The 25,201-nt window shown below is 40.4% G+C and carries 23 protein-coding genes, 1 tRNA gene and 1 other annotated feature; of the genes, 5 read left to right on the top strand and 19 right to left on the bottom strand.

Annotated elements, in window-relative coordinates:
- Positions 1 to 12: 12 nt before the first annotated feature.
- From JFU01_RS01680 to JFU01_RS01690, 3 genes are read right to left on the bottom strand one after another with little or no spacing between them, the layout of a single operon-like run.
- A complete protein-coding gene (locus JFU01_RS01680; protein ID WP_195855598.1) occupies positions 13 to 1,137 on the bottom strand; it encodes a Nif3-like dinuclear metal center hexameric protein in 1,125 nt (374 codons plus the stop codon).
- Positions 1,127 to 1,837 (bottom strand): tRNA (adenine(22)-N(1))-methyltransferase, encoded by a 711-nt coding sequence (locus tag JFU01_RS01685; RefSeq protein WP_195855599.1) that lies wholly within the window; start codon positions 1,835 to 1,837, stop codon positions 1,127 to 1,129. The genes JFU01_RS01680 and JFU01_RS01685 overlap by 11 nt, the downstream gene beginning before the upstream one ends.
- The gene (locus JFU01_RS01690; protein WP_195855600.1) at positions 1,837 to 2,367 is read right to left on the bottom strand and encodes a GDSL-type esterase/lipase family protein; all 531 of its coding nucleotides are present in this window, start codon (positions 2,365 to 2,367) and stop codon (positions 1,837 to 1,839) included. The genes JFU01_RS01685 and JFU01_RS01690 overlap by 1 nt, the downstream gene beginning before the upstream one ends.
- Positions 2,368 to 2,474: 107 nt before the next feature.
- Here JFU01_RS01690 and JFU01_RS01695 point away from each other — a divergent pair, with 107 nt between their 5' ends.
- Entirely contained in the window at positions 2,475 to 2,786 is a 312-nt protein-coding gene (locus tag JFU01_RS01695; protein WP_111822398.1) for a hypothetical protein, read from the top strand.
- Between the two features lie 63 nt (positions 2,787 to 2,849).
- On the opposite strand, the gene glgA is transcribed toward JFU01_RS01695, so the two are convergent.
- The 8 genes from glgA to JFU01_RS01735 all read right to left on the bottom strand — a co-directional run bounded on the left by glgA (position 2,850) and on the right by JFU01_RS01735 (position 11,688).
- On the bottom strand, positions 2,850 to 4,292 hold the full coding sequence (gene glgA / locus JFU01_RS01700) for a glycogen synthase GlgA (RefSeq protein ID WP_195855601.1): 1,443 nt from the start codon (positions 4,290 to 4,292) through the stop codon (positions 2,850 to 2,852).
- Between the two features lie 43 nt (positions 4,293 to 4,335).
- Complete coding sequence (gene glgD, locus JFU01_RS01705; protein ID WP_195855602.1) at positions 4,336 to 5,490, bottom strand: glucose-1-phosphate adenylyltransferase subunit GlgD; 1,155 nt, start codon at positions 5,488 to 5,490, stop codon at positions 4,336 to 4,338.
- Positions 5,477 to 6,616 carry a glucose-1-phosphate adenylyltransferase gene (locus JFU01_RS01710; protein ID WP_195855603.1) on the bottom strand — a complete coding sequence of 380 codons (1,140 nt, stop codon included), beginning with the start codon at positions 6,614 to 6,616 and terminating at the stop codon, positions 5,477 to 5,479. The genes glgD and JFU01_RS01710 overlap by 14 nt, the downstream gene beginning before the upstream one ends.
- Positions 6,617 to 6,690: 74 nt before the next feature.
- Positions 6,691 to 8,679 carry a 1,4-alpha-glucan branching protein GlgB gene (glgB, locus tag JFU01_RS01715; protein WP_198434173.1) on the bottom strand — a complete coding sequence of 663 codons (1,989 nt, stop codon included), beginning with the start codon at positions 8,677 to 8,679 and terminating at the stop codon, positions 6,691 to 6,693.
- A gap of 250 nt (positions 8,680 to 8,929) precedes the next feature.
- Positions 8,930 to 9,310 carry a lactoylglutathione lyase gene (gene gloA / locus JFU01_RS01720; protein ID WP_060778174.1) on the bottom strand — a complete coding sequence of 127 codons (381 nt, stop codon included), beginning with the start codon at positions 9,308 to 9,310 and terminating at the stop codon, positions 8,930 to 8,932.
- A gap of 311 nt (positions 9,311 to 9,621) precedes the next feature.
- Positions 9,622 to 9,706: transfer RNA gene (locus JFU01_RS01725), tRNA-Leu, on the bottom strand.
- A 184-nt stretch (positions 9,707 to 9,890) separates the two neighbouring features.
- Positions 9,891 to 10,769 carry a DegV family protein gene (locus tag JFU01_RS01730; RefSeq protein ID WP_195855605.1) on the bottom strand — a complete coding sequence of 293 codons (879 nt, stop codon included), beginning with the start codon at positions 10,767 to 10,769 and terminating at the stop codon, positions 9,891 to 9,893.
- A 178-nt stretch (positions 10,770 to 10,947) separates the two neighbouring features.
- Positions 10,948 to 11,688: an esterase family protein gene (locus tag JFU01_RS01735; RefSeq protein WP_195855606.1), complete on the bottom strand. Its 741-nt coding sequence runs from the start codon at positions 11,686 to 11,688 to the stop codon at positions 10,948 to 10,950.
- 342 nt (positions 11,689 to 12,030) lie between these two features.
- On the opposite strand from JFU01_RS01735, the gene JFU01_RS01740 reads away from it, so the two are divergent.
- The 4 genes from JFU01_RS01740 to JFU01_RS01755 all read left to right on the top strand — a co-directional run bounded on the left by JFU01_RS01740 (position 12,031) and on the right by JFU01_RS01755 (position 16,480).
- Positions 12,031 to 12,390 carry a YolD-like family protein gene (locus JFU01_RS01740; protein WP_195855607.1) on the top strand — a complete coding sequence of 120 codons (360 nt, stop codon included), beginning with the start codon at positions 12,031 to 12,033 and terminating at the stop codon, positions 12,388 to 12,390.
- Between the two features lie 117 nt (positions 12,391 to 12,507).
- Positions 12,508 to 12,939 (top strand): MarR family winged helix-turn-helix transcriptional regulator, encoded by a 432-nt coding sequence (locus JFU01_RS01745; protein WP_195855608.1) that lies wholly within the window; start codon positions 12,508 to 12,510, stop codon positions 12,937 to 12,939.
- Positions 12,940 to 12,953: 14 nt separating this feature from the next.
- Entirely contained in the window at positions 12,954 to 14,681 is a 1,728-nt protein-coding gene (locus tag JFU01_RS01750; protein ID WP_195855609.1) for an ABC transporter ATP-binding protein, read from the top strand.
- The gene (locus JFU01_RS01755) at positions 14,681 to 16,480 is read left to right on the top strand and encodes an ABC transporter ATP-binding protein (protein ID WP_195855610.1); all 1,800 of its coding nucleotides are present in this window, start codon (positions 14,681 to 14,683) and stop codon (positions 16,478 to 16,480) included. The genes JFU01_RS01750 and JFU01_RS01755 overlap by 1 nt, the downstream gene beginning before the upstream one ends.
- Positions 16,481 to 16,541: 61 nt before the next feature.
- Here JFU01_RS01755 and JFU01_RS01760 read toward each other — a convergent pair whose 3' ends face one another.
- The 8 genes from JFU01_RS01760 to carB all read right to left on the bottom strand — a co-directional run bounded on the left by JFU01_RS01760 (position 16,542) and on the right by carB (position 25,187).
- Positions 16,542 to 17,582, bottom strand: a complete 1,041-nt coding sequence (locus tag JFU01_RS01760) for a class I SAM-dependent methyltransferase (RefSeq protein ID WP_111822387.1) — start codon at positions 17,580 to 17,582, stop codon at positions 16,542 to 16,544.
- Positions 17,583 to 17,655: 73 nt separating this feature from the next.
- A complete protein-coding gene (gene rpmA, locus JFU01_RS01765; RefSeq protein ID WP_013669098.1) occupies positions 17,656 to 17,937 on the bottom strand; it encodes a 50S ribosomal protein L27 in 282 nt (93 codons plus the stop codon).
- A gap of 18 nt (positions 17,938 to 17,955) precedes the next feature.
- The gene (locus JFU01_RS01770; protein ID WP_111822386.1) at positions 17,956 to 18,291 is read right to left on the bottom strand and encodes a ribosomal-processing cysteine protease Prp; all 336 of its coding nucleotides are present in this window, start codon (positions 18,289 to 18,291) and stop codon (positions 17,956 to 17,958) included.
- 2 nt (positions 18,292 to 18,293) lie between these two features.
- Positions 18,294 to 18,602 (bottom strand): 50S ribosomal protein L21, encoded by a 309-nt coding sequence (gene rplU, locus JFU01_RS01775; protein ID WP_013668659.1) that lies wholly within the window; start codon positions 18,600 to 18,602, stop codon positions 18,294 to 18,296.
- Positions 18,603 to 18,617: 15 nt separating this feature from the next.
- Positions 18,618 to 18,700: a sequence feature (ribosomal protein L21 leader region), on the bottom strand.
- A gap of 145 nt (positions 18,701 to 18,845) precedes the next feature.
- Positions 18,846 to 19,757 (bottom strand): dihydroorotate dehydrogenase, encoded by a 912-nt coding sequence (locus tag JFU01_RS01780; protein ID WP_195855611.1) that lies wholly within the window; start codon positions 19,755 to 19,757, stop codon positions 18,846 to 18,848.
- Positions 19,750 to 21,048: a dihydroorotase gene (locus tag JFU01_RS01785; protein ID WP_195855612.1), complete on the bottom strand. Its 1,299-nt coding sequence runs from the start codon at positions 21,046 to 21,048 to the stop codon at positions 19,750 to 19,752. The genes JFU01_RS01780 and JFU01_RS01785 overlap by 8 nt, the downstream gene beginning before the upstream one ends.
- Complete coding sequence (locus tag JFU01_RS01790) at positions 21,048 to 21,962, bottom strand: aspartate carbamoyltransferase catalytic subunit (protein WP_195853592.1); 915 nt, start codon at positions 21,960 to 21,962, stop codon at positions 21,048 to 21,050. The genes JFU01_RS01785 and JFU01_RS01790 overlap by 1 nt, the downstream gene beginning before the upstream one ends.
- A 48-nt stretch (positions 21,963 to 22,010) precedes the next feature.
- Positions 22,011 to 25,187, bottom strand: coding sequence for a carbamoyl-phosphate synthase large subunit (gene carB, locus JFU01_RS01795; RefSeq protein ID WP_195855613.1), 3,177 nt, complete (start codon positions 25,185 to 25,187; stop codon positions 22,011 to 22,013).
- Positions 25,188 to 25,201: the final 14 nt, after the last annotated feature.

A 25,201-nucleotide genomic window follows, 5' to 3' on the forward strand; every position in this document is an offset into this window, starting at 1 on the left:
TTTAATAGACTCCTACAAGAAATGAAAAGGATCAGTGTTGACCATTGAAGGGAAGACAGCCAGCCCCAAATGATTGGTTTGGCTCCACTGGGTCAACTCGTCTAGGACATAGGGAATACAAATAGCTTCCATATGGTGACCGGGGTCAATTAGACTAAGGCCACTTTCATAGATGTCATGGGCAGTATGGTAATCCGCATCAGCCGTAATAAAAACATCCGCCCCAGCTGCCTTGGCTGCTTGGTAATAGGATGAACCTGCCCCACCTAATACGGCTACCCGACGAACGAGAGCCTTGTCATCCCTAGTCACAAAGCGAATGCCTTCTAAGTGAGAAACTGCCTTAATTTTTTCCACATAATCTTTAAATGGAATTTTCTCTTTTAATTCCCCTATTCTTCCCATTCCGATACTATGATAATCATTATTCTTCTCATAGATTTCAACGACTGGTTCTTCATAGGGATGGTAATTTTTTACCAGGTCACAAACTTTCTCTTTTTCCCCTTCCTTGACAGTTAGGGACAAGGCAACTTCCTCAAGCTCTGTGACTTGGTTTACCTCACCAATTCTTGGTTGCGCTCCATCTACAGGAATAAAACTCCCTTGACCAGTCCATTGAAAGAAACAATGCTGGTAATTTCCAATAACAGAAAGAGGATAGGCACTAAGCGCCTCTTTGAAGGCAGGCAAGCTCTCCATAGGTAAAAAAGTAACCAGGCGGTAATTTTTTTCCTGGTAATGAGCGGCGAAAACCTCAGCATTTTCAATCCCGTAACTTTCAGCTAACCAATCATTCATTCCTGGTTGACTACTATCAAGATTAGTATGAGCACTGTAGACGGCGATTTGGTGCCTAATCAATTTGGCATACATGGCTTGTTGAGGGTCATCCTCGCTGAGGCGCTCTGCTGGCCTAAATATTACCGGATGGTGGGAAAATATAAAGTCAACTTGTTTCGCTATGGCCTCCTCAACCACTTCCGGACGGACATCTAAAGTCACTAAAACCCGCTTGACCTCTTGATCTAAAGAACCAAAATGTAAACCAATGGGGTCGCCTTCAAGCGCATAGGCAGTGGGAAAACGATTTTCAAAATACTGGACAAGGTCACTAACGGTTACTTTATTGGTCATCACTTTCACCCTCCAAAGCTTGTTTGATCATTGCTAACTGTTGACTAAATTGCTGACGTCGTTCCCTAAGTGCTTCCCCTTTCATTTGTTGGAGAATACTTTCTATCTTGTGCTGACGTCGGGTCCATTTTTTTCTAAAAATAGCTGGATTGCTAGCTTGGGTATAAAGTCCTAGGTAAATTTGGCTGTCACTGAGACCAGGAGCCTTTCCGACATATTCGGCAGCAATAATTTCATAAATTTTTCCTGCGTCTTCTAAAATATCTTCTCCTATAATTTTATAGCCCTGGTCCAATAACCATTGGCGCAAAAGGTATTCATCGATATTTGCCTGTAAAATTAGCTTGGGATAGTCTAATTGCGTCAAAATATCCTCGCCAGCAAGTAAAATTTCATGAATGAGCTTGCCCCCCATACCTGCGATTATAACCGTATCGACTGGGTCTTCTTTTTTTAAGGTAGCTAAACCATTGCCTAAGCGGCAAGATACTAAATCGCCATAGTGCTTATCAAGCACGGCTTGACACATCCGCTCATAAGGCCCTTGAGCGACTTCACTACAAATAGCCCCCTTAATCAGGCCTTGGTCTAGTAAATAAATCGGAATATGGGCGTGGTCTGAACCAATATCTGCTACAAAACTTCCCTTTTCAACATAATTTGCGATTCCTTTCAGTCGTCTGGAGAGTGTTTTGGTCATTACTTAGCTCCTCTTCTTATGGTTTTCTCAATGCCTTCTGCCAACAGCTGGTAGCCATCTTGAGTCAAGTGGACCCCCTCGATAGTTAGCTCAGGTCGGCAATAATTATTTACGTCGTAAAATCCTTGCCAATCCCAATAAGTTAATGAATATTTATTATCAAATTGTCTTAACTCATCATTTAAACGATCAATGAGCACATTGGAGACAGAGGGATCTTCCCTAAGATTTCGCATCACTAGGGATAAGATCAGCTGAGACTCAGGATAATGCTTGTTAAAATATTCGATATTCTTTTCAATCCAGTAGGTCGGATTCTCGATGCCTAAGCCCTGCCATAATTCATTAATCCCGTACATTAATAAAATGGTATCATAATCTTCACTTAAATCATTATTTTTGATTAGCATATCGTAACCTTCTTCGGCAATGCTGCCGCTCACGGCCCGGTTATCAATTTTTACATTTCCAATCTGGGCGAAGGGAAATTTCGCTAAAACCGAGTGTCCATAAAATAATAGTCCAGCCATTTGCTTTATCAACCTTTCATCATAATTTCTCTATTTATCTTAGCAAACTTTGCGTATAATGATAATGATCTAAAAATTACTTTATTCTTAAGGAGGTAAGGAATACAATGGGATTTCGCTTTAAAAAAGAGGAAATGGAAAGTATCGACGATTTATTTGACCGTTTAATCCAACCAGCTAATCCGCGTCAGGAAGATCAAACCGAAGACCAAGCTGAGGAGAAAGCAAGTATTTATTTAAGCCAAGATTTTATTAGAAAGTATACCTCTTTTGATAGCTTTGAAGAATTTTCATTACAGGCGCCACTTCCTCTACAAGCCGCTGATCAATTAAACGAGGGAGATTCCTATTTGATGAACCAATTCGTCCGTCAACATAGTGATTTTAAAAGCTGGCAAGAACTCCTTAACCATAGATAAGAAAAAGGCCAATTCGAGTGAACAGCTTGAATTTGGCCTTTTTGTTTTGTATTGCTTTTCTCGTTACTCATTAAGGAGTTGCTGGTAAATCGTTAAATAGTCCTTAGCTGGTTTTTCCCAGCGGAAATCGCGAGTCATCGCATGTTGAATCAGATAATGCCAGGCTTCTTTTTGGTTGTAGTAAACGCCGAGTGCATAGTGGACCATGTTGGAAAAATCCCCCGCATCAAAACGTTTAAAACTAAAGCCATTACCTTCCCCGGTAAACTGATTATAAGGAATAACCGTATCCTTTAAGCCTCCTGTTTCATGAACCAGGGGCAAAGTGCCATAACGCATTGAAATCATTTGCGAAAGCCCACAAGGTTCAAAGGCACTCGGCATCAGGAAGAGGTCACTTCCGGCATAAATTTGTTGAGCTAATTGGGTATCAAAGTCAATATAGGCACAAAATCGTCCCTTATATTGGTCTTCAAAGTAACGGAAGGAGTGCTCGAAACGCTGATCACCTGTCCCTAAAATGAGGAATTGGGCTGAAGTGGTGTGCAATAATTCTTCAGCCTTAGCTTCTAATAATTGCATGCCCTTTTGGTCGGTTAAGCGGCTCACCACGGCAAGAAGCGGCCGGTCAGGATCAACTGCTAAGCCCACCCGTTCCTGTAAGAAGGCCTTATTGGCTGCCTTCCCATCATGCACTGTATCCATGCTATAGTTTTTGGCTAAGGCAGGGTCTGTTTCCGGATTATTCAAATCATAATCAATGCCATTGATTATCCCGCGAATCTTAAAAGCATTAGCTCGAAGCGTTCCGTCTAAAGCTTCCCCAAATTCAGGCGTTTGGATCTCCCGAGCATAGCTAGGGCTAACAGTAGTGACAATATCACTAAAATTGATTCCTCCCTTTAAATAATTGACTCGGTTATTTTGTTTCACACCCTTATCATGAAAGAGGCTATCAGTAGTATTGAAATAATTTTTTAAATTTTCTCGGTCCGTCCAGCCTTGAAAGCGCAAGTTATGAATGGTTAATACCTTGCGAATATTCTTATAGGCTCCTACCCAATGATAGCGATCAACTAAGAGAGCTGGAATCATAGCGCTTTGCCAGTCATTGACATGAATGACGTTAGGAATGAAATCAATTTTCTCCATCATTTCAATAACTGCTAGAGAGAAAAAGGCAAAACGTTCTTCATCATCACCATAGCCATAGAGAGAATCACGATCAAAATAATCTAAATTATCGACAAAATAATAGCTTAGCCCTTCTAATTGTAAATATTTAATACCAACATAGGCTTTCTTCTTACCCATGTCGACAGTAAAGTGCATTAAATCGGTGACATCTTCTTTATATTTTTCTGGCATGAGCGTGTAATAAGGGAGGACGACACGAATATCTACCCCCTGGCGCTGTAATTCCTTAGGTAGGGCATAGGAAACATCCCCCAGCCCCCCTGATTTAAAAAAAGGAGCTGCTTCTGCAGAAACAAATAAAACCTTCATCATGTCCTCTTTTCTAACTCTTCCAATCACCTGACAAAAAAGTTTAGAAGTCAGATCTCTTGATAACTTCATGCTTACCAATAACAATTAAATCGTCAGGTTTTCCTTCAATAACTGCTCCTGGTTCAACGGTCACATTCTTATCCAAAATAGCGTAGGAAACCTTAGCCCCTTTACCAATTTTACAGCCTTGCAGGATAATAGAGTGACTAACTTCAGCTTCAGCCTCCACCACCACCTTACGAAATAGTTGGGAATGGAATACCTTTCCAAAAATTTCACAGCCCGTGGCTAATTGGGAATGCTTAACGTCAGCTCCTTTAGCGTAAAATGTTGGAACCCCATTGTGTCCCTTGGTATAGATACTCTGCTTGTTTTGAAAGAGCTCGGTATAAGTTTCTGCCTCTAACATGTCCATACTTGCTTGGTAGTAAGCATTGATCGAATCGATATTAGCAATATAGCCATGATGTTCAACCCCAACCGTCTTATAATCTGGAAGGAATTGGATCAAAATGTCATCAAGGTTTTGATTGATGTCTTGGCTTTCTGCCTTTTCGATAATTTCTAACATGATTTTAGTTGGTACGATGGACATGTTCATATCATATAGGACGGTATCACTTTCAATTGGGGTAACCCCCTCAACTTGTAAATCATTAATATAGCCTGCTTCATCCAAGCTAACCAACCGCTCATTGGGATGATATTCTATCATTTCACGAGGAACACGGGTATATAGGCGGGCAATATCAGCATCAGAATCTTCTAGGGCTTCAATTAAATTACTAATAACCACATTAGCTAAGACACGCGATCCAGCAACATAAACATAATCCGCATGCGAACGATTAATAAATGTCTCATGGTCATCATAAAAATCGCCACGGCGACTAGCTGCTTCATAAAGCGCTTGTTTGTGCTCCATTTGTGAGAAAGTAAATATGCCACCCCGATAAGTGTCCAAGTCCCAAGGTTTCCCGCTACGGATATGATCATAGACAGAGCGACCTGATCGGCCGATAAAGAGGGCTGCCGAACGCATATTAGCGTAAGTGATACTAGATAGAGCAAAGTCTAATAAGCGGTAACGGCAAGCAAAAGGTAACATGGCAATAGGACGTTGCTTAGTCAATGGGTAAAGATCGTTATCATTTTCAGTTAAGTTTAATATTGCGCAAACTTTATTTTGAACCATGCTCACTACCCCCTATTATTTCTTCATATCCAGCCACCTGAATATCATGTACTTCACCAACAAAGCGTGTATTATCCATCACTTCAGCATTTTCACCCAGAATCGCATACTTAATTTCTACATTCTGGCCAATTTTTGCTCCTGACATAATCACACTATTTTCAATCAGACTTCCCTTGCCAATTGTGACATTTTGCGAAATGACTGAATTTTTAATGCTTCCACGATTAATTGTTCCATCACAAATCATTGAATCTTCGACATGACTTTCTTCTGACATGAATTGTGGAGGGGCAACCGCAACTTTCGAAAAGATAGGCCAGGTATCTTCTCGAATATTTAGCGGATGGTTAGGCTCTAAAAATTCCATATTAGCTTCCCAAAGACTGTCGATGGTCCCAACATCCTTCCAGTAACCATGGAAGGAATAGGCGTAGAGTCTTTCTTGGTTTTCAAGATAAGCAGGAATAACATCATGGCCAAAGTCTTCCATTTTCTCAGGGTCATTTACCAAATATTGGCGTAATAATTCCCAATTAAAAATATAAATTCCCATGGAAGCTAAATTATTCTTAGGCTCAGCCGGTTTCTCTTCAAATTCAACAATGCGGCCGGCCTCATCCGTATTCATAATTCCAAAACGGGAAGCTTCTTCCATTGGAACGGGGATGACTCCTACCGTACAATCAGCTTCGTTCTTTATGTGCTCTTGAAGCATGGCTTCATAATTCATTTTATAAATATGGTCACCAGACAGGATAAGGACATATTTAGGTTGATGTGAATCGACGAAGGCTACATTTTGATAAATCGCATTGGCTGTTCCCTTAAACCATTTTTCTCCTTCACTACTTGAGTAAGGCTGTAAAACAGCTGCCCCGCCATCACTAACATCCAGCCCCCAAGGCGCTCCATTACCAATATGGTCATTTAAAACGAGTGGTTCATACTGAGTCATCACTCCTACTGTCGTAATGCCTGAATTCGCACAATTACTTAAGGGAAAATCAATGATACGGTATTTTCCCCCAAAAGGGACAGCAGGTTTAGCGATATCTTGAGTGAGTTTCCCTAAACGAGTCCCTTTACCACCAGCTAAAATCATAGCTAACATTTCACTTTTCATAGATTACGAGATTACTCTCGTCCCTCCTCTCTGAAATAAAAATTATTTCCTAGCCTTCTACAGCATTGGACGGCCTAGGAATTGAATTTACTTAATTGATTACTTGTTTGCTGACTATTGCCTTTGGCTGTTTTTGCTTGCGATTTGACCAAGGCTTCTTCATCAATGGTGTCTGGTACTAGTAGTAAAAGCGATAGACTCGGCAAAACAAGTTCAATTGAATAATCTTGTTTTTGGTGGGCTTTGTCTTCGGTCTGGAAGATCTCTTTCTGGTAGAGCCAGTTACCGCCAAATTCTTTCATTTCACTATTTAATAATATTCGGTAACTGCCTGGCAAAGGCACACCCAGTCGATAATTGTGGCGTTCAACTGGGGTGAAATTAAATATACAGATGACACAATCGCTTAATTCTTCCCCTTTGCGGATGAAAGCCACAATGCTTTCATCAGGATTATCTGCCTCAAGAAAAATGATGCCTTTAGCTGATAAATCATAGTGATGAAGCGCTTTCTCACTTAAGTATAACTGATTTAATGTGGAAATGTAATCTTGAAATTCCAAATTATATTCCCTGGACAAGGTCTCCCATTCTAAGCCCTCATAGAAACGCCATTCTAAAAATTGACCAATTTCATTGCCCATAAAACTTAATTTTTTCCCGGGATATACCATCCGATAGCCTTCCATTAACCGCAAATTAGCAAACTGCCGGTAACGGTTATCCCCCGGCATCTTCCCTAATAAGGATTCTTTTCCATGGACGATTTCATCATGGGAAAAAGGCAGAATAAAGTTTTCATCAAACATATACATGAAGGTGAAGGTAATTAACCGATAATTATAGGAGCGCGAGAGTGGGTCAAGCTTAAAGAATTTGAGAGTATCATTCATCCAGCCCATATTCCACTTAAAATTAAAGCCAAGGCCGCCTTGATCAATCGACTGGGTGACTCCTGGCCAAGCAGTACTTTCCTCAGCAATCATTAAATATGAGGGGTCACGCAGGAAAATTTCTTTATTCAAGCGGCGTATAAAATCGACCCCTTCTAAATTGACGTTATTACCGTAAATATTAGGTGTCCAATCCCCTTCATCATAGTCAAGATAAAGCATGTTAGAAACCGCGTCCACCCGTAAGCCATCAAAATGAAATTCTTCGAGCCAATAGACAGCATTGGATATGAGAAAACTTTGGACTTGAGTTTTTCCTAGGTCAAAATTCAGGGTTCCCCAACGAATGTTCTTAGCTCGCCTGGGATCACTATATTCAAAAGTCGGCCCACCATCAAAGTTAGCCATGGCATCATCATTAATCACAAAATGACCAGGTACCCAATCCATGATGACTCCAATTCCTGCTTGATGAGCTGTATCTACAAAACGTTTTAGCGGATCAAAGTCATGCCCATAACGCCCAGCAATGGAGTAATAACCACTGACTTGGTAACCCCATGAGGCTTCAAGTGGGTGTTCGGTCAGAGGCATAAATTCAATGTGGGTATAACCCATTTTCTTAACATAAGGAATTAACTCCTTGCGTAAATCATCGAAACTATACGCCCTACCATCTTTATGACGTTGCCAAGAGGACTGATGGACTTCATAGATATTAATCGGGCTCTGGTAAATATTTTGTTGCCGCCTGGTCTGGAGCCATTTTTCATCATTCCAGCTATAACTCGTGGGATCCTGGATAACTGAAGCAGTTTTAGGTGGAACTTCACTAGCAAAGGCAAAAGGGTCTTGTTTTTCTTTAACCAAGCCATCCCGCCCTTCAATGACAAATTTGTATAAATCCCACTCAGAAGCTTCCTTAATAACTGTTGTCCAAGCACCAGTTTCTCCGACCCGTTCTAGCGCTTGCGGCTGCCACTGGTTAAAATCACCTTCAATCGCCACTGATTTGGCCTGGGGAGCCCAAGTGGTAAAGCGATAACCATCTTGAGGAGTTGAAGCCATTTTATGGGCTCCTAAGAAGCGATAAGCATGATAATGTTTTCCTTTATTAAAGAAATACATATTGTCTTCAATATTTTTTAAACTTAATTCTTGATTAGACATCTATCTCACCCCTATCTTTCTATACAAAAAAGGCGAGGAGAAATCTCCTCGCCTTCCCTAGACTAAGGGTTAATCAGTGTTCACATCACTCATTAACCAAGTACCTACTTCCTGTAGTGGTTTAAACAATAAACCGTGTACTCTCTATAACACTACATGGACTTATCTTATGCCATGTTGATGTCGATTCATCGCATGAAATAAGTCTATCATAGAGTATCCTATTAAACAAGGAATTTATTTAAATCGTCTATAAGACTCCATCCTGAATCACTTCAATTTTATACCCATCAGGATCAGTTACAAAATAGTAGAAAGGATCCATTCCGGGTAAGCCAGAAATATCAGTCAATTCGTACCCTTTTTCTTCATGTTGGTCATGAATAGCTTTAACATCATCAACTAATAAACCAATATGACCATAGCCATTACCAAGATCATAACCATCACTGTCATAATTATATGTTAATTCTAAGCGCCAGCTGGAGCCTGGTAAGGCCATATAACATAAGGTAAATTCATTATCCGGAAAATCCTTTTTATCAACCACTTCAAATCCGAAAGCTTCTTGATAAAAAGCAATTGAGGCTTCTAAATCCTTCACCCGCACACAAGTATGATCAACTTTCATTGCTTCCATCCCTTCTATATTTGCTACATCTATATGCTTTAATCTTACCCTATCTCACTAAGATTTTCAAAGTAAAGCTGCCATCCAAACACTTTTACTAGGCTAAACTTAGTTTCTTTGACCCAGTTCTTATATTTTCTTTCCAAGTATTTAAGAAGAGCGTAATCTAACATATAAGCTACTAGCAGGTGTTTGAAAGCTAAATACGGTAAATAGGTTTTAAAGCGGAATAGAAAGTAATAAAAAAGCGGTTCTTAGAACCGCTCATTCATTTACTTCTATAAGCCTTTTGCTTGTTTCTAAAATATCTATGCGGCCAAGAGGACTTGAACCTCCACGGGAATTACTCCCACTACCCCCTCAAGGTAGCGCGTCTGCCGATTCCGCCATGACCGCTAAATTTGACTACCCATATATCATAACTTAATTGTCACTCTTCTGTCAAGAACTTTTTTATCCTTTTCTGCAAAAGAAAAAGCCTATTAACAGCAACTATCATATCGCCTTAATAACTGTAATTATTAAGTGATCCAATTATATAAAAAAAGAGCCGAGATTATCGACTCAGGCTCTCTGTTTCTTACTCTCCTTGTGGGCGACGACATGCTAGTGTTCCCATGCCAATACATCCTTGGCCTCCATGGGTCCCTAAAACAGGGGTCAAATAAGTCGTCATATAATCTAAATCAGGGAATTCAGCTAAAATTGCTTGTTCAAATTCTTTGACTCCCTCAGGGGCATTACCATGAGCAAAAGCTAATTTTAGTCCTGCAGGGTAGCGATCTTTTGCCTCTTGAACGAGTTCAATATAGCGCTTGATCACCTTACGTTTGGTTCTAACCTTATCAAATAAAACCACTTCACCTGCTTCATTGAAGTATAGAATAACAAATACTCTTAGCATGGTAGACAAGGCTGCTTGAAAGGAAGTTGCTCGTCCGCCTTTAACAATATTTTTCAAGTCTTTTAACATGACATAGACACGGGAGTTATCAGCAATCCATTGCATTTCTTCCGCTATAGCTTCAGGCTGCCGCCCCTCTTCTACCATTGCCATTCCCTCTTTTAAGATGTGAAGCATTTGGATAGAAGTTCCCTTAGAGTCGATAATATAAGAGTTAAAGCGATCAGCATACTCCTCTAAAATCATATGGGCAGTCTGTAAGGTCCCGCTTATTTTAGAGGAAAGGAAAATACCAAAAACTGTGTCATAGCCTTCTTCCACTAGCCGGTCACAGACCCGGTAAAATTCTACAGGTTGAGGTTGCGATGAGGTTGGGAGTTCCTCACTGGTCTCCAATTTGTTGTAAAAACGCTTGCTTTCCGCAATATCTGTCGTGTCACCAAAGACCTCCCCATCAGGAAAACGTACCGATAATTCCACTTCCATGACATTGGCCAAATTCTTCATATTATCGGGAAGTGATGCCGTACTATCAATGATAAAAGCAGCCTTCATAATTTACTCAATTTCCTCCTTATATAAAATGGGTATTTAATTATCTTATACTAGCACAAAAAAACAATTTCGATAAGTAAAGACCATTGTCTATAAGAGACTAGTTAGCCAATTATTATTGATAGCATTTAACGTCCGTTCTAAATGCCGTTTGTTTCTCCACTATTAAGTGTCTTTATCACAGAGGATACAAAACTTGCAGAAAATATGGCATTTGTTTGCGCCACCATGGCCAATCATGGGCCACATCTTCTCCCCAAGTATCAAACCAAGCAGGGATTTGTTTACATTCAAAGGCTGCTTTTAGGCTATAAAAGCTTGGTAGACCATCTTCTTCCCAGGGACCGAGTCCTGTACATACAATGATATCGCCTTGGCGGTAATGGTCAATAAACCAAGGATCATTTTGCCCCCAAAGGAAATCGACTGGTGAGTTATGGTAAATTTCGAAATCATTCTGGTAGCCTTTCATGAAATAACGAACATCATATACTCCACTTAGAGCAATCACAGTATCAATTACATCTGGGTGGTTTAAAAAAGTATTAATGGCATGGTAGGCTCCCATACTGCAACCGGTTGCGCCCATGGGGTCCATCCAATTCGAAACATGCTTAATTAAGGGAAGAGCTTCTTCAATAAAATAACGATCATAAGCCTGTTGGGCTAAGGCCATATCGTGACCTGATTTATTGGATAACCAGCTCTGATCATCATAGGATGATAAAGTAAAGAATTGCAACTTACCATTATCAATCCAGGCTTGGCAGGCCTCAATCATCCCGAAATCAGCATATTCATTATGAGACCCACCTGAAGAGGGAAAGACCAAAAAGGGCTTTCCGGCGTGTCCATAACGATTAATTGACATATTCCGTCCAATATTGTGCCCATAGTGGGTATAGCTTTCAAAATTCATAACTGTCTCCTTAATATTCACCTAAGTATCAAATTAGTAGAGCGAAAATCAATTAATTTTGACTTGCCTTAAGCATCGCTTCACTCATTAACAAAATTGCCAGCATTGCTAAGGGTAGACTTATCTGCTAAGCTAGAAGATCAGTCATTTTTTATCAGCTGGATATTTTTCCTCATAGTATAGCACATTTTAAATCGAGATTATTAGTTTTAGACAATATTTGGCAAGCAATAAATCAGTACCTGCTCATTGGTTAGATCAGTTGACAATTAGAACATATGTTCTTATATTAAGAGATAGCACCATATGATTATTTACTAGCTAATATAAGGAAATGATTCTATGCCCGAGCAAACAAAGCACCAAAAATTCCCCCATGCCTATCGATCCATGATCAAATGGCAGAGCATGTTCCTATCTGAACACCGAGAAGCCTTAAGATTAAGGCAAAAAAATTACGGTAGAGTCCATCCCCAGTCCTTGACTAGCCAGCAAATGACTTTGACCGAACTCCGCCAGAAACTTTTTCTGGCCTTGAATAGTCAACTCCCCTGCACCATTGTTTTGAATGAAGTCGACTCAGATGGCCACTATCGATTACTACATGGTTATATACACAGCCTGGACCATGAGTATTTTCTGATGAACCAAGAAACAATTCCTTTATCTCTCCTTAAATCTTGCCAGGTCATTCTAGATTAATTGGCTTATTTTATCGAATTCTAAAAGCCTAAGCGCTTTACTTGTAAATACAAGTAAAAATGATTATCATGGATAAATGGACATTTTCAAAAATAAAATGCTTAGAAAGGAGTTACTATGGAGTTTGCCCAAGACCACCTAAGTACACTACTCTTTCAGGTAGCGACTTTAGAAAAAAGCTATATCGACAAACAGGTTAAAAAAGCCAATCTAAATATCATTCAAGCCAAGAGTCTTTACTATATCCATCTCCATCCCCAGCTCATCCAAAAAGAGCTCGCAGAATATTTGGATAAACCCCATGCTACGACCAGTAATATTGTGACTAGTCTGGAAAGTAAAGGTTATCTTTATCGCAAACAAATTTCCGGGAATGAACAAAAGAAATACCTGTTCTTAACGCCACAGGGAGAAAAACTGGCTAAAGAAATCAAATTCATTTTTGACCAACTTGAAGAAATTGTGACTAACAATTTATCCTTAAATGATAAAAAAGAAATCCAAGAATTACTCAAACGTATTCACAATAATTTACAAGAACAAAAATAAGAAAGGAGTCGCCTATGTTAAAAATATTAAAACGCATCCCCATACACTTAATCTTACTTAGTATCTTCTTTGCATTTGCCCAAGGGCTTGCTGAATTAGTCTTACCAACTTTCACCGCTGGCCTAGTTAACCAAGGGATTGTCCCTGGGGATTTTTCAGCCATTAGCCGAATTGCTATCCAGATGCTAGGTGTCACCCTAATCATTGTTGGTTCTGCCCTAGCAAATATCTGGTTTGCTTCACAAGCCTCACAAGGACTGGGAAAAGATTTACGAGATACCATCTACACTAAAGTACAACGCTTATCGAAAGACACTTACGATCATTTTGGTGGTGCCTCTCTGATTACTCGGAGCTCAAGTGACATTATGCAAATTGAATTGACCACAATGATGGTCTTACGAATGTTTCTATTGGCTCCGGCTATGCTTATTGCTAGCTTAGTGATGGCCTACCGAGCAAGCGCCTTACTTAGTCAAACCTATCTGGTTACCATTCCCCTAGTTATTATCTCTTTAGCCTTAGTCCTCTATTTCGCCTCCCCCTTATTCCGCGCCATGCAAGCCAAGGTGGACAATATGAACCTTATCTTTAGAGAGGGACTAACTGGTATTCGCGTCATTCGCGCCTTTAATAAGAGTGACTATGAATCCAAGCGCTTTGCTAAGGCCAATGAAGACTATCGGCAAACGGCTGTTGGCGCCCAAATTCGCTTAGCTTTCCTACTCCCTGCCCTACTCTTAATTTTGAACCTAACCACGATTTATATTAACTGGTTCGGGGGGCATTTAGTCGCCAACCAACAACTCAGCATTGGAGTTATTCTTTCCTTTGTTTCCTATACATCCATTATGGGAATATCCTTTGCCTTTATCGGCATGATGTTTGTTCTCATCCCAAGAGCCCAAGTTTCAGCTGAACGGATTAACCAAGTCCTCGATGCTCCTGAAAAAATTCATTCCCCTGCTGATGGTGGCAAGACTTTTGACCCTAAGCGGCAAGCTAGACTAGATTTTGACCATGTCAATTACAGCTATCAAGGGGCAGAATCTAATGTTTTAACCGATATTAATTTCTCTATCAAAGCTGGGGAAACCTTAGGAATCATTGGCGGGACAGGTTCGGGGAAATCAACAATTGCTAACCTCATCCTGCGCTTCTATGAACGTTCTAGTGGCGACATCAAGATTAATGGCGAAAAAATTGAAAGCTATAATCTTGATGCTCTACGTGACTATATCGCCTACGTTCCTCAAAAGGCCAACCTTTTCAAAGGGAATATTCGATCTAACTTAGAATTTGGTAAAGAGCAGGCTAGTGATGAAGAAATTTGGCAAAACTTAAAGATTGCTCAAGCTGCTGACTTTGTGTCAAACTTATCCGATGGCATTGACCACCGGGTCGAGCAACGCGGTTCAAATTTTTCAGGAGGACAAAAACAACGTCTCTGCATCGCCAGAGCCCTGATGAAGGATGCGGCTATTTTAATCTTTGATGACTCCTTTTCTGCCTTAGATGCTAAAACAGATGTTAACCTAAGACAGGCACTGAGTCAGTACGCCAAGAATAAAATTACCCTTATTATTTCGCAAAAGGTCTCTACAATTAGGGATGCTGATAAAATTTTAGTCTTAGAAGACAATGGGAGTGTGGCTGGTTTAGGTAACCATGATACTTTGATGGAAACTTCGTCATTATATGCTTCTATTGTGTCATCACAACTCAAGGAGGTGAGTGAATAATGGGAAGACGTACACCAAAATCAACTAGCAAAGCCCTTAAACGTCTTTTTAAATTTTTCGGTCACTATCAAAAATCATTCATTGCGGTTGTAATCCTTTCGGTGGCAGCAACGATAGCCGAAACCGTTGCGCCTAAAATTTTAGGACAAGCAACGACCTTGATTGCTGAAGGGGTCAGCCAAGGCCTACAAGAAATGAATGGACAAATGGGCTATAAGATTGACTTTACCGGGATTTTCCGTGTGCTTCTAGTGGTCGCTGCCTTATATATTGCCACTAGTATTGGCCGTTACTTCCAAAATTATTTACTGTCACATGCCGTACAGGGAACAATTGCTAATCTCCGCCAAGCCATGCGAGATAAATTGAACAAGCTTCCAATTAGTACCATTGATCATTTATCGACCGGTGAAATTTTGAGTCGGGCTATTAATGATATTGAAAATATTGCCCGTACCCTGCAACAAAATATTGCTCAAACCATTATGAGCATTACCCAGTTAATTGGTGTAGTAACGATGATCCTCATGATCAGTCCCAAAATTGGGGGGCTTATGATATTAACTGTTCTATTTGCTGTTTTCCTAGTCAGCCGCATCACACCAATAACTCAAAGACTCTTTGCTGACCGGCAAAGAATTCAAGGAAACATTAATGACCATATTGAGGAAGACTATAATGGTCAAATTGAAATTCGTGCTTTCAACCAACAAGGTCATAAGCGCGATCTATTTGAAGAAGAAACCGATGCTTATTATAAAACCTCACAACGGGCAGAATTCTTTTCTGGTTTTCTCTATCCCATGGTTAACTTTATCCGTAATTTAGATTACGTCCTCATTGCTTTTGTCGGAGGGATAGAGATTTTACAAGGTCGTCTACCACTTGGGGATGTCCAAGCCCTCTTGCAATACAACCCCCAACTTTACCAACCCATTTCCAACCTTGCTACTATCGTTAACCAAATTCAAAGTACTCTAGCTTCCGCAGAACGGGTATTTGAATTCCTGGATCTGGAGGAAATGGAAGTAACCCATAGCGACTACTCCGTTATTGACACTGATAAAAAAGTAATCTTTGACAATGTTTATTTTGGTTATGATGACGACCATTACACTTTAAAAGATTATAAATTGGATGTTAATGAGGGCGAAACTATTGCTATCGTTGGCCCTACTGGTGCTGGTAAAACGACTCTAATTAACTTATTAGAACGTTTCTACGACGTCGATAAAGGTAGTATTAAAATTGATGGTAAAGATATTCGTGACTATTCCCGCGAGGATGTTCGTAAACAAATCGGAATGGTCTTACAAGATACCTGGCTATTTAACGGAAGTATTTATGATAATATCGCATACGGTGATCATAACCAATCTGTTTCAGAGGAAGAAGTTTATGCTGCAGCTAAAACCGCCCATGTCGATGACTTTGTTCGGAAATTGCCTGATGGCTACGACACCATCATTAATGAAGATGCTTCAAATATTTCTCAGGGGCAAAGACAACTCATTACGATTGCCCGTGCCCTAGTAGCCACACCAGATATCTTAATCTTAGATGAAGCGACCTCAAGTATTGACACGCGCACTGAAGAATTAATTCAGAAAGCAACCGAAAAATTACTTAAAGGACGAACCAGTTTTGTGATTGCTCACCGTTTAAGTACGATTCAGGATGCTGATCAAATTATTGTTATGGACCAAGGAAGAATTATTGAAAAAGGTAACCATGAAAGTCTAATGGAAAAACGAGGCTTCTATTACGGCTTGTATAGCGCCCAATTCCAAGAAGATTAACAAAAAGCTCAGTCTCTTTTACTGCGACATAGTAAAAGATAGACTGAGCTTTTTCTATATATTATTCCCCATTAACGATATGCTTGTCTAACCAGTCGTTAAATTGTGAAGTAAATTGTTTCATGTCGTCAACTGCTTTAAAATCAGGAATGTTACCAATAAGGACCTGGTCACTTTGCTTGGCCCGGTCTCCTTGTTTTTGGAGAATCAGGATACTTTTTTGCGAAAACTCGTTTTGAAAAAGACTTTGGGGTAAATTAATAAAGGCTTGCAAATAAGCTGTTTCATTTATCCCTTGCATCAATTGCGGTAGCGTTGGATCGGTTAAAGTAGATTTAGGGACTAAGAACAAGCCCCAAGCATTGTCCTCTAAATAATGAATCCCCTGCTCAATTAACAAATAATGGGCATAGGCATGAGAGCCTTCCTCAATAAATTTTGCGCCGCTCTTAAAAGTCTGGGCGACTTGGTCTTGAGGATAATAGCCTATCGGTAAATCAGCAATAATAACCTGACAGGGATCAACCAACAGATCTCCCAAAGCATCAGCAAGGGTGAGTTTTGGACTTAAGCCAAGTAAGGCCATGGCCTTTTCACCAATAGATAGCATCAAGTCATCATTATCTACTCCGGCCCCAAGGACTTGATAGTCTTGGTCCGTAAAAGTCTTCGCCACCAGTGACCATAAATTACCGGTGCCAAAGCAGGGATCAAAAAGATTGATAGACTTTTCTAGCGAATTTCGATTCGACTCAACTAAGCGAAAGGCCAAGTAACCGATAATTAAGGCAATGGCATCAGGGGTGGCTTGATAATTTGCCTGTATTTCTTGCTTCTTTACCCCTTCAATCAATAGCCACTGGATGATATTATGCTTGGCTTCCTGGTCTAAAGCCTGCCACTGACTTTTTTGATAGAGGTTATTTAATTCCTTAATCACTTGATCGTCAGGTGCTCCGTTAATTTGCTGGGCTGATCCTAGTAATAGGTTCTGTAATGTTTCATGAATAGCCTCAACATAGGTCATCTCTAAGGCCTGAGCACTTTTTTCGGTCGCTTCATGCAAATATGTAAAGGCTGATTTAATTCCTTCGGTATCCATAACCTACTCCTTTTAAATGTCTTTATAATAAAAAAGGGCTGTGACAACTGTCTCAGCCTCTTAAGTCGTCTGCTTAAGCTTCTTGGTATACAGAAACTTGTTTGCTGTTACGACCTTTACGTTCAAATTTAACCACACCATCACATAGTGCGAATAAAGTATCGTCTCCACCGCGTCCAACGTTTACACCTGGATGAATATGGGTACCACGTTGACGGTAAAGAATTGATCCACCTGTTACAAATTGGCCATCTGCCCGTTTAGCTCCTAAACGTTTAGCTTGTGAGTCACGGCCGTTAGCTGTGGAACCGCCACCTTTTTTGTGGGCGAAAAATTGTAAATCTAATTTTAACATGTTAGGTTCCTCCTTTGTTTACTTATTTAAAGATACCTGAAGATAATCAGGTTGACTGGCGCTAACATCATCTTTTAAGGCATAATAGCAACTTTTAAATAAGATTTCGGCAAGCTGGGCTTGGTTATCATCCAAGTCAGCGGGAATTTCGCAATAGAGATAACCCCCATCTGGATCTAAGTCAACAATTGGAGCAACTTGTGTTAAACGCTCCAAATTATTCACCAGGGAAAAAGTTAAAGTTGACACCGCAGCACACACTAAATCATGGCCGTATTCCCCTGATAAAGCGTGTCCTAGCACTGTCATACTTACAAAGCTTCCATCTTTACATTTAAACTTTGCTTGAATCATACTTAAGCCTTAATTGAATCAATTGTTACTTTAGTATAAGGTTGACGATGGCCTTGTTTAGAACGAGAGTCTTTTTTAGGACGGTATTTGAAGGTAGTCACTTTCTTTTCGCGACCTTGTTTTTCAACAGTTCCTTCAACTGAGGCACCTTCTACTAATGGCGTACCAATTTTAGTACTTTCACCACCAACAAAGACTACTTCGTCAAAGGTTACCTTATCTCCTGCTTCAGCATCTAATTTTTCAACAAAGATTACTGAACCTTCCTCAACTTTAATTTGCTTTCCACCTGTTTTAATAACAGCGTACATGCAATGCACCTCCTTATAATTACTTAGACTCGCCAAGATAAGTGATCAAATAATCATACTTGATACTTCAACTTATCGATGCGCGGTTGCAGTTCTGGTGCTTACAGAAATACAACAAGAGTAGTTTAGCAAAATTTAGCCCTAAGGTCAAGGATAAATCCTTAGCTTTTATAAATATAGAGCCTCACTGGTTTTTTGTCGCCCTTTTTTATGCACTTCATTTTACAACTTATCGGTTTTAAATTAAATTACTTGGATATCTGTTAAACTCGAAATACCTAATTCTGCTAAACGAGACGGTAATTCTTTAGCTAAATCAATACAAATTCCTGGATTTTTAAAGTGTTGGTAACCCACTTGGACTGCGTTAGCTCCGGCCATAAACATTTCAATCACATCATCGGCCGTGCATACACCACCGACCCCGATGATAGGTAGCTGACTTTGTTGGCGGACTTGGTGAATCATTCTTAATGCTAAAGGTTTTAAGAGTGGGCCTGAGATTCCCCCATAGCCATTACCTAGAACTGGTCTTTTTTCTTTAATATCAATACCCATTCCGAGTAAGGTATTGATCATGGTTAGCCCATCTGCACCTGCTTCTTCCAAGGCTTGGGCCATAGCCACCACGTTATCGACATTGGGTGACAATTTAACGTATACTGGTAGGTCAACTAAGGACTTAATTTTTTCGGTTAATTCCTTAGCAAATTGAGGATCCTTACCAAAAGCTAGGCCGCCCTTTTTCACATTCGGACAAGAAATATTAATTTCAAGAGCGTTCACTAGGCCGGATTGATCAAATAATTGGGCGACTTGACAATAGTCCTCAACTGTATTTCCTCCTACGCTAGCAATGATAGGCAAGCTAGGATATTTTTCTTTGAGCTGAGGAAGTTTTCCCTTGATAACCACATCAATTCCTGGATTTTTTAAGCCTACCGCATTAAGACTGTATTCATCATTCCACCACATCTTAGGATCAGGATTACCTTCGCGAGCTTCCAAAGTGGTGGTTTTTATCACTAAGGCGCCTAATTGACTTAAATCGAGGTCTTGGCAATTAGAGAAATCACCATAACCAAAACTCCCACTAGCGGGCATTAAGGGGTTAGATAAGGATAAACCGGGTAATTCCACTTGGATATTATTCATTACTATTTCCTCCCTCAGCTTGATAAACAACTTCTCCATTAACTAAACAATATTCGGTTTTTCCGTATAAACTGGTGTTATTTAGAGGACTATTGCTACTCTTTGAGGCATAGTCACTGGCCTTCACTTGATAAGGGCGGTCGAGGTTAAAGATACTAATATCAGCAGCTTGCCCTGGCCAGATTGTTCCTGCTGTCTCTAAATGGAATAATTGACGAGGTTGGTCAGTCATTAGGGCAATGAGCCTTTCTAAACTGAGTTTTCCTCGCTTAACTAATAGCGTGTATAAACTCATAAAGGCTGTTTCACTACCAACAATTCCAAAAGGGGACTTCAAGAAACCTTGACTCTTTTCTTCTTCGGTATGGGGAGCGTGGTCTGTAGCGATCAAATCAATGGTCCCGTCATTTATGGCTTGGACTAGGGCTTCTTGGTCTGATGAATTTCTCAATGGCGGGTTCATTTTATAATTGGCATCATCTTTTAAGATATTACCATCATGAAAGAGAAGGTGGTGGGGAGCAACCTCACAAGTAATATTCACTCCATCCAATTTGGCTTGGCGTATCAAATTTAAACTGGCCGCCGTAGACACATGGCAGACATGGTAGTGAACCCCTGTTGCCCGAGCTAATTCAATATCTCTAGCCAATTGACTGCTTTCAGCCACTGATAAAATCCCAGGAAGTTCCAAACGCTCTGCAGCCTTACCTGCATTGATCACGCCATTATTAAATAAGGAACGATCTTCTAGGTGAGCACAAATGGCTAGGCCTTGCTCTTTGGCTGCTAGCATCGCTTGATACATGGTTGCAGCAGATTGGACGCCATGTCCATCATTACTCAAGGCAAAGGCACCTGCCTCCTTCATTGCTGGAATATCAACAACTTGGTCACTGGTTAAATCCTTGGTAATGGGAGCGTATTGATGGATCTTTACCTCACCATCATTTTGATTCTTTTGAATTAACTGGCTAAGTTTTTCAGGGGTATCAGGAACAGGATTGGTGTTAGCCATGGTACATACGCTAGTAAAGCCGCCGCGAGCTGCTGCCCGGCTACCACTAGCAATCGTTTCTTTATCTTCAAAACCTGGTTCTCGGTAATGCACATGGATATCAATAAGTCCTGGAGTCACCAAACAACCTGAAACATCAATCACTTGATCAACTTCATCTTGATCAACCAAGTGTTGACCCAGAGCTTGGATCTTTCCTCCCTCAATAAGAATATCCATAGTCGTCAAAGAGCCCTGACTATAAACCTTACCTGCTTGAATTAGGACTTTCATTATTTCTCACCCTCAATCACACTCTTTAAGATAGCCATTCTCATATAAACGCCATTTTCCATTTGTTGCACAAAGCGACTCTTTTCTGATTCTACAAGTTCACTAGCTAGTTCAACGTCACGATTAATAGGACCTGGATGCATTAATATGGCATGGTCTTGTAGCTTTTGATAACGGTCTAAATTAATTCCATATTTCTCATGATAACGCTTAGGGTCAAAACTCTTCTCCAATGGGTCATCAGAATGTCTTTCATGTTGGACCCGTAAAAGCATCACCACATCCATTTGGTCAATTAACTGGTCAATGTCTTGGTAGCTGCCATATTGGTCCATTTGGGGATCATACCAGGCTTCTGGACCCGAAAAGAATACTTCACTCCCCAATTGGTTGAGTAATTGGGCATTGCTGCGAGCTACCCGTGAATTTTTAATGTCACCAATAATTGCAACCTTCAAACCATCAAAGTGCTTAAACTCCTCATAGATAGTCATCATATCTAGTAAACATTGGCTCGGATGTTGGCCACTACCATCCCCACCATTAATAAGGTGGATTTTGTGGTGGTGTTTATTAAGCTCTTTTAATAGGTCAAGATAGTACTCATTTTGAGAATGGCGAATAACTAATGCATTAGCTCCAATAGCTTCTAAAGTAATAACGGTATCATAGAGACTTTCGCCTTTATTGACCGAACTCTGACTCACTTCAAAGGGTAAGACTTGATAACCCAACCGCCGTTCTGCCTGCTCAAAACTCATATGTGTTCTAGTTGAATTTTCATAAAACAAATTAGCCATAGTAATGGATTGGGGATGAACCGCTACTGGACTATTTTTAAAAGTTTCCCCTTGTCTAATAAGCTCCATTACTTCTTCATTGCTTAAATCTTGTACACTGGTTAAATGTTCCATTCTTATCCCCCTAAAATTTTTCTAAAGTTTAACGATTTCTTGTCTATCTTATAAGGCTTGAGTTGAAATACTGCGGCTTTGTAGTACCTTCAGCATGGCTAAAGCAGTATCTAAGGTGGTAAACAGTGGAATATTATGTTCAATTGCTAATTGACGAATAATTTGACCATCCTCACCAGCTTCCTTTTGTCCACCGACAGTATTGATAATGGCTTGAATCTTGCCATTTTCAATTAAATTAGGAATACTATTTGCCTCATTACTGTTAATTTTAGCCACAGCTTTTACTTTTAGACCGTTATTGCTAAAGTATTGGCCAGTACCCGTAGTCGTTAAAATTTCATAGCCTAAGCACTTAAAGCCATTAGCCAGGGTCAGGGCTTCTTCTTTCGAAAGGTCATCAATGGTGAAAAGGATGTTTCCAAACTGTGGCAGGTGTAAGCCACTAGCCTCAAAGGCTTTGTAGAGAGCTTCTTCTAAACTACGACCACATCCGATGACTTCACCTGTCGATTTCATTTCTGGACCTAGTAAACTATCCACTTTGGCCAATTTATTAAAGGAGAAGACCGGTGCCTTAATATAGACGCCGTCTGCTTCTTTTGGCGAACTAAGGTCGATCAAATCGCTAAGTTTTTTACCAAGAATTAACTGGGTAGCGACTTGAGCCATGGAAATATTGGTTACCTTAGATAGGAATGGCACCGTCCGACTGGCTCTTGGATTGACTTCGATTACATAGACTTTCTCACCTTGGACGATAAATTGAATATTCATTAAGCCCACACAGTGCAAGGATTTAGCTAATTCCTGACTGTATTGAATGATAGTTGCTTGCACCGATGCACTTAGGTTTTGAGGTGGATAAGCAGCAATAGAGTCTCCCGAGTGCACTCCGGCGCGTTCAATATGTTCCATAATGCCTGGAACATAGGCATCTTCACCATCTGAGATCACATCAACTTCACATTCGATACCGAGGAGGTAATCGTCGATTAAGACAGGATGATCCTCACTCACTTCAACAGCGCTTTGGATATATTTATGTAATTCAGCTTCACTATAGACAATTTCCATAGCCCGACCGCCAATGACATAGGAAGGACGTACTAAAACAGGATAACCAATTTCTTTGGCTGCCTTGACCGCTTCACTTTCATTCATTACCGTTTTCCCATTAGGCTGAGGAATATTTAAAGAATGAATCAATTGTTCAAAAAGATCACGATCTTCTGCGCGGTCAATATCTTCTACTTGGGTTCCCAGTAATTTCACTCCAGCTCTAGCCAATGGCCAAGCAAGATTAATCGCTGTTTGCCCACCGAACTGAACGATAACCCCTTTAGGCCGCTCTAAGTCAATAACATTCATCACATCTTCAAAACTTAAGGGTTCAAAATATAATTTGTCCGATATCGAAAAGTCAGTGGAGACCGTTTCTGGATTACTATTAATAACTATGGCTTCATAGCCTGCATGTTTTAAAGCTTCAACACAGTGGACCGTGGCATAGTCAAATTCAACCCCTTGACCAATACGAATAGGCCCAGATCCTAAGACAATGACTTTTTCACGGTCAGAAACTTGCGATTCGTTGGCTTCAGCATAGGTGGAATAGAAGTATGGGGTTTGCGATTCAAATTCCCCCGCACAGGTATCAACCATTTTATAACTTGGCAGAATACCAGTCTTAAGACGATATTCTCTCACTTCTTCTGGCGTCCAACCCCATAGTTCAGCGATTTTTACATCGGAAAAGCCTTTTACCTTGGCCTTGCGCAAGCTGTACTGATCTCCTACATTTTGGCTTAATTCTTCTTCCAATTCCGCAATAACTAAGAGCTTATCAAGGAAGAAAGGATTGATCCCAGTCCATTGGTTTAACAAATCAATATCTACCCCACGGCGGACCGCTTCAGATAAATAAAAGAAACGATCATCTTGGGGATGTTTGATTTTTTCTGCTAAGGTCTCCATATCTAAGTCAGCAAAGTCACTAATTTCATTATGGATCACGCCAATTTCTAATGACCGGCAAGCCTTGAGCAGGCTTTCTTCGATATTTCTACCAATCGCCATAACCTCCCCAGTTGCCTTCATTTGGGTCCCTAGATGGCGGTCAGCATGCTCAAACTTGTCAAAAGGAAAGCGTGGCATCTTACATACCACATAGTCTAAAGCAGGTTCAAACATGGAATAGGAAGAACCAGTGACTGGATTGATCATTTCATCGAGAGTCAAACCAACAGCTATCTTAGCGGCTAGTTTAGCAATAGGGTAGCCAGTGGCTTTAGAGGCTAAGGCTGAAGACCGTGACACCCGAGGGTTAACTTCAATCACATAATAGTTAGCTGAATGAGGGTCCAGAGCTAATTGGACATTACAGCCACCTTCAATCCCCAGGGCCCGAATAATTTTTAAGCTCACATCTCTGAGCATTTGGCTATCCTCGTCGGAAAGAGTTTGTGATGGGGCAAAAACAATGGAATCCCCAGTATGGATACCCACCGGGTCAAAATTTTCCATATTACATACTACCAAGGCATTGTCTTGGCTATCCCGCATAACTTCGTATTCAATTTCTTTGTAGCCGGTGATCGAACGCTCAATCAAACATTGGTGCACTGGAGATAAGGATAAGCCATGTTCAGCAATTTCCGCTAATTCTTCCTCATTGTCGCAGAGTCCCCCACCAGTTCCTCCTAGAGTAAAAGCAGGACGAACAATTATCGGATAGCCAATTTCATTAGCAAAGGCGATAGCTTCATCAACATGGTGGACGATTTTGGATTCAGGAATCGGTTCACCTAAGCTTTCCATTAACTCCTTAAATTGTTCCCGATCTTCAGCTTGGTTGATGGCTTTTAAGTCCGTTCCTAAAAGTTCGATTTCTAAGTCTTCTAAAACACCAGCTTGAGAAAGTTCAATAGCCATATTCAAGGCTGTTTGCCCCCCTAAGGTAGGTAAGAGAGCATCAGGGTGTTCTTGGTGCAGAATTTGAGTTAAAAATTCCAAGGTCAAAGGTTCCATATAAACCTTATCGGCTACTTCACGGTCAGTCATAATGGTCGCTGGATTAGAGTTCACTAAGACCACTTCATAACCTTCTTCGCGTAAGGCTAAACAAGCTTGAGTCCCTGCATAATCAAATTCTGCTGCCTGGCCAATCACAATAGGGCCAGAACCAATAACCATTATTTTTTTAATATCATTACGTTTTGTCATATTTCCTCCTATTT

The sequence above is a fragment of the Aerococcus sp. Group 2 genome, assembly GCF_905125285.1.
GTDB lineage: Bacteria > Bacillota > Bacilli > Lactobacillales > Aerococcaceae > Aerococcus > Aerococcus urinae_E.